Here is a 5,080-nt window from a genome sequence, read left to right on the forward strand (position 1 = left end):
GCCTGGTGAGACACCTTGCGAAGCCCTTCGTGGCTCGCTTCGCTCGCACCTCAGGGAGCATGAGTACGGCCCACTCGGATCAGAGAGGTGCCGTCAGGGAACGATGTTCACCATCCGGCCGGGCACCACGATGACCTTGCGGGGTTCGGCGCCGTCGAGGAGCGCGACGATCTTCTCGTCGGCGAGCGCGGCGGCACGCAGGGTCTCCTCGTCGGCGTCGGCCGGGACGGTGATCCGACTGCGGACCTTGCCCTTGACCTGAACCGGGATCTCGACGGTGTCCTCGACCAGCCACTCCTCATCGGCGACCGGGAATGCGGTCCGCACCACCAGGGTGTTCCGACCCAGCCGATGCCACAGCTCCTCGGCGATGTGCGGCGCCAGGGGAGCCAGCATGATCACCAGCGCCTCGACGGCCTCCCGCGGAGCGCCGGTCTTCTCGAAGTTCTTGGTGAGGTGGTTGGTCAGCACCGTGAGCTTGGCGACCGCCGTGTTGTTGCGCAACGCGTCGTAGTCCTCGCGGACGCCGGCGATCGTCTTGTGCAGCAACCGTTTCGTGTCGTCGTCGAGCGCGGTGTCGGCGACCCGGAGCGCACCGGACTCCTCGTCGACGACGAGTCGCCAGATGCGCTGCAGGAATCGCTGCGACCCCACCACGTCCTTGGTGGCCCACGGCCGTGACTGGTCGAGCGGACCCATGAACATCTCGTAGACGCGCAGCGTGTCGGCACCGTAGTCGCGGCAGATGTCGTCGGGCGCCACCGAGTTCTTCAGGGACTTGCCCATCTTGCCGTACTCCCGGCGAACCTTCTCACCGTTGTAGAAGAACTCGCCGTTCTCTTCGGTGACCTCTTCGGCGGGCACATAGATGCCGCGCGAGTCGGTGTAGGCGTACGCCTGGATCATGCCCTGGTTGAACAGCTTTCGGTACGGTTCGCGACTCGTGACGTATCCGAGGTCGAACAGGACCTTGTGCCAGAACCGCGAGTACAGCAGGTGCAGTACCGCGTGCTCGACACCACCGATGTAGAGGTCAAGACCACCCGGGTCGTTCTCGCCGTGCAGTGCCGGCCGGGGGCCCATCCAGTACGCCTCGTTCTCCTTGGCGCACAGGGTTTCCGAGTTGGTGGGGTCGATATAGCGCAGCTGGTACCACGAACTGCCCGCCCACTGGGGCATCACGTTGGCGTCCCGGGTGTAGGTCTGCACACCGTCGCCCAGGTCGAGCTCCACCGTCATCCACTCGGTGGCCTTCGCCAGCGGAGGCGACGGCTCGCTGTCCGCGTCGTCGGGGTCGAAGGACACCGGCGCATAGTCGTCGACCTCCGGAAGCTCCACCGGCAGCATCGATTCCGGCAGCGCGTGAGGTTGTCCGGCGGCGTCGTAGACGATCGGGAAGGGTTCGCCCCAGTAACGCTGACGGGCGAACAGCCAGTCGCGCAGCTTGTATTGGATTCTCCCGGTGCCCACACCGTCGGCTTCGAGACGTTCGACGATCGCCGCCTTCGCGTCCTCGACATTGCGACCGTCGAGGAACCCGGAGTTCACCAGGGGTCCGTCGCCCACGTACGCCTCGGTGGCGATGTCGGTGTCGGAGCCGATCACCTCGCGGATCGGCAGTCCGAACACCGTCGCGAACTCATGGTCGCGGGCGTCGTGGGCCGGGACCGCCATGATCGCGCCGGTGCCGTAGCCCATGAGGACGTAGTCGGCGACGAAGACCGGAACCTGCTCTCCGTTCACGGGATTGACGGCGAAGCTGCCGGTGAAGACGCCCGTCTTCTCCTTGTTCTCCTGGCGCTCGAGGTCGGACTTCGCGGCGATCGACGCGCGGTACTCCGCGATCGCGGCCGCGGGGTCGGCCCCGCCGCGGGTCCAGCGATCATCGGTGCCCTCGGGCCATGCTCCGGTGATGAGGTCGCCGACGAGCGGATGCTCGGGCGCGAGAACCATGTAGGTGGCGCCGAACAGGGTGTCGGGACGGGTGGTGAACACCTCGATGCCGCCGACGCCGGGCACGTCGAACCGCACCTGGGCGCCGCGCGAGCGTCCGATCCAGTTGCGCTGCATGGTCTTGACCTTCTCCGGCCAGTCCAGCAGATCCAGGTCGTCGAGCAACCGGTCGGAGTACGCGGTGATCCGCATCATCCACTGCCGCAGGTGCTTCCGAAAGACGGGGAAGTTGCCGCGGTCGCTGCGGCCGTCGGCGGTGACCTCCTCGTTGGCCAGCACGGTGCCCAGCCCCGGGCACCAGTTGACCAGCGAATCACTCAGGTACACCAGGCGATGGTCGTCGAGGATCTCGGTGCGCTCGGCGGGGGAGAGGTCGGCCCAGCTGCGCCCCTCGTGCTTTCCACCCAATGCTCGTGCACCTGAGGCGAATTCGTCGACCAGCTCGGAGATGCGCCGGGCCTTGCCCTGGTCGGCGTCGTACCAGGCGTTGTAGATCTGCAGGAAGATCCACTGGGTCCACCGGTAAAAGTCGACATCGGTGGTGGCCACCCGACGGCGCTCGTCGTGGCCCAGCCCGAGCCGTCGGATCTGGCCCAGGTAGCGCTCGATGTTCTGCTCGGTGGTGGTGCGCGGATGGGTGCCGGTCTGCACCGCGTACTGCTCGGCGGGCAGCCCGAACGAGTCGAAGCCCATCGTGTGCAGCACGTTCTTACCGGTCATCCGCTGGTAGCGCGCGAAGACATCGCTCGCGATGAAGCCGAGCGGGTGGCCGACATGCAGGCCTGCGCCGGACGGGTAGGGGAACATGTCCTGCACGAAGAGCTTGTCGGCGGCGTCGGCGTCCCCGCCGCCGAAGGCGGACAGGTCACCGGCGAGCGGCCCGACGGGATTCGGCGCCTCGTAGGCGTGCTCGTCGGACCAGGTCTGCTGCCAGCGCTGCTCGATCTCGCCGGCGACCGCCGCCGTGTAGCGGTGGGCGGTCGTGCCGGCGGTGTCGCCGCTCGTCTTCTCGGCTGAAGTCACGCGACCAGGGTAAATCCTGTCCGTCGCCGCCCCCAATCCGGTCGCCTCCGCCGTGGGCGGCACCGGCTCGTCAGATACCGATTCACCTCGGTACGACGCACGGTCGTATGCTGTGGGTCGTGAATGCCGTGTCCGTCGCCGTTGCCGTACTGCTCTTCGTGCTGGCCGGACTCTGGGCGGTGGTAGGAATCCGCGGACTCCGCGGCACCCTCCCGCGCAATCGTTGGATCGGCGTTCGCTCCGCGGAGACCATGCGATCCGACGAGGCTTTCCGCGTCGCCAACCGCATCGCCGGACCGGGCACCCTCGGCGCGTCGGTGATCCTCACGCTGGGGGCCATCGCGACCCTTGCCGTCCCGGGCGGGTGGGCACTGGCCTTCGGACTCGTCGCGCTGGTGGCCGCGCTCGTGGTGGTCGGACTGGTCAGCGGGATCGGGGTACGCGCCGCTGCCGCCGTACCCGCCGACGACGAGGGCTGTTCCTGCTGTTCCGGCGGCGACGCCCACAGCCATGCCGCCGACGAGAACCCCTCGGACCCGGCGGCCGACTGCGGCACCAGCAGCTGCGGTGCCTGCTCGTTGCGCGGCGTCTGCGCAGGCGACTCGGCCCAGGCCTGAGCCGGCCGGCGTCGTCTCACACCACTGATCTCTGGGCACATCCATGCGTACTCTCAAGAATCTCCTCGATCGTTCTCCGATCGACGGCTTCATCCTGGCCATCTGCATCGCCGTCGCGGTGGCCGCATTTCTGCCGGCTCGCGGCGCGGCGGCGGAGGCACTCGACTGGGTGGTGATCGTCGCGATCGCCGCACTGTTCTTCCTCTACGGCACTCGACTTCATCCACGCGAGGCGCTCGAAGGTCTCCGGCACTGGCGGCTGCACGTCACGATCCTCGCCTTCACGTTCATCGTGTTCCCGATCGTGGGACTGGCGTTGAAGCCGGTCGTCGAGCCGTTGATCGGCGAAGACCTCTATGCCGGACTGCTCTTTCTATGCCTGGTCCCATCGACGGTGCAGTCCTCGATCGCTTTCACCTCGATGGCCAGAGGCAACATCGCCGGGGCGATCGTCAGCGCATCCACGTCGAACATCCTCGGCGTCTTCCTGACCCCGCTGCTGGTGGTCGCGCTGATGCAGAACGCCGGCGACATTAGCATCGACGCGACGTCGGTCCTGAAGATCGTCGCGCAGATCCTGGTGCCGTTCCTGCTCGGGCAGCTCGCCCGCCGGTGGGTCGGCCCGTTCTTCACCCGGCACGCGAAGATCACCAAGCTGGCCGACCGTGGCGCCATCGTGCTCGTCGTCTACGTGGCGTTCAGCGAGGGCGTCGTCCAGGGCATCTGGTCGTCGGTGGAGGTGGGTCAGGTGATCGCCGTGACCGTCATCTCGCTGCTGCTCGTCATCGTGATGCTCGCGATCACCGGCTGGCTCCCGAAGCGGCTCGGCTTCGATCGCGCCGACACGATCGCCATCCAGTTCTGCGGCACCAAGAAGAGCCTGGCCACCGGCCTGCCCATGGCGACCGTCTTGTTCGCCGGCACCACCGTCGGCCTCATCGTGCTGCCGCTGATGATCTTCCACCAGATCCAGCTCATGATCTGCTCGTGGCTGGCGACCCGGTACGGACGCGAGGCGGACGACGCCGAAGCGGCCGGCGCGCCCACCCCGGCTCCCTGATCCGAAAGAACGCCAGGTCAGCGGTTCCGGAGTCCGAAAAGCGGCCTGCGGGTAGAGCAGATAACAACGGAGGGCGCCGGGCCCGCGACCGGCAGACTTCAACTCGACCGATGGACTTCGATCGAAGTCTAGGAGTCGAGTTGAAGTTCGTCGGTCACGAGAATGCGGCGCCACAGTGCACGCGAGTAGCGCAAGTTCGGCAGAGATTGCGCTTCAAGATAGGGCGGCAACGATGCAGTTCTTTCGACCCCACGACGGCAGCCAGGCCGCAGATACTGAGGTGCGAGGAGCGTTGGCCGCCGGGTCGAGCAAGCGACGAAGGAGCGCGTCGAGGTCGACGGGCCTCGAAGGGTTGGCGACGTCATCTCGCCAGGACCCTTCGTGACGGCCTCCGCAAGCTCCGGCCTCCTCAGGGAGCGGAGGTTCT

Annotated in this window: 3 protein-coding genes; 2 read left to right on the forward strand and 1 reads right to left on the reverse strand. The window is 67.1% G+C overall.

Annotated elements, in window-relative coordinates; genetic code table 11:
• Positions 1-93: 93 nt before the first annotated feature.
• Complete coding sequence (gene leuS, locus M4D77_RS23405) at positions 94-2,976, reverse strand: leucine--tRNA ligase (RefSeq protein WP_259937666.1); 2,883 nt, start codon at positions 2,974-2,976, stop codon at positions 94-96.
• A gap of 107 nt (positions 2,977-3,083) precedes the next feature.
• On the opposite strand from leuS, the gene M4D77_RS23410 reads away from it, so the two are divergent.
• Together M4D77_RS23410 and M4D77_RS23415 are read left to right on the forward strand one after the other, a co-directional pair.
• Positions 3,084-3,593 carry an SdpI family protein gene (locus tag M4D77_RS23410; protein ID WP_068970761.1) on the forward strand — a complete coding sequence of 170 codons (510 nt, stop codon included), beginning with the start codon at positions 3,084-3,086 and terminating at the stop codon, positions 3,591-3,593.
• Positions 3,594-3,636: 43 nt separating this feature from the next.
• Positions 3,637-4,653 (forward strand): bile acid:sodium symporter family protein, encoded by a 1,017-nt coding sequence (locus M4D77_RS23415; RefSeq protein WP_259937667.1) that lies wholly within the window; start codon positions 3,637-3,639, stop codon positions 4,651-4,653.
• Positions 4,654-5,080 lie beyond the last annotated feature (427 nt).

The organism is Gordonia sp. p3-SID1431 (assembly GCF_025143765.1).
GTDB lineage: Bacteria > Actinomycetota > Actinomycetes > Mycobacteriales > Mycobacteriaceae > Gordonia > Gordonia hongkongensis.

Coding starts and splice junctions, on each gene's coding strand:
- M4D77_RS23410 (WP_068970761.1), top strand. CDS start 3,084: ATGCTGTGGGTCGTGAATGCCGTGTCCGTCGCCGTTGCCGTACTGCTC.
- M4D77_RS23415 (WP_259937667.1), top strand. CDS start 3,637: ATGCGTACTCTCAAGAATCTCCTCGATCGTTCTCCGATCGACGGCTTC.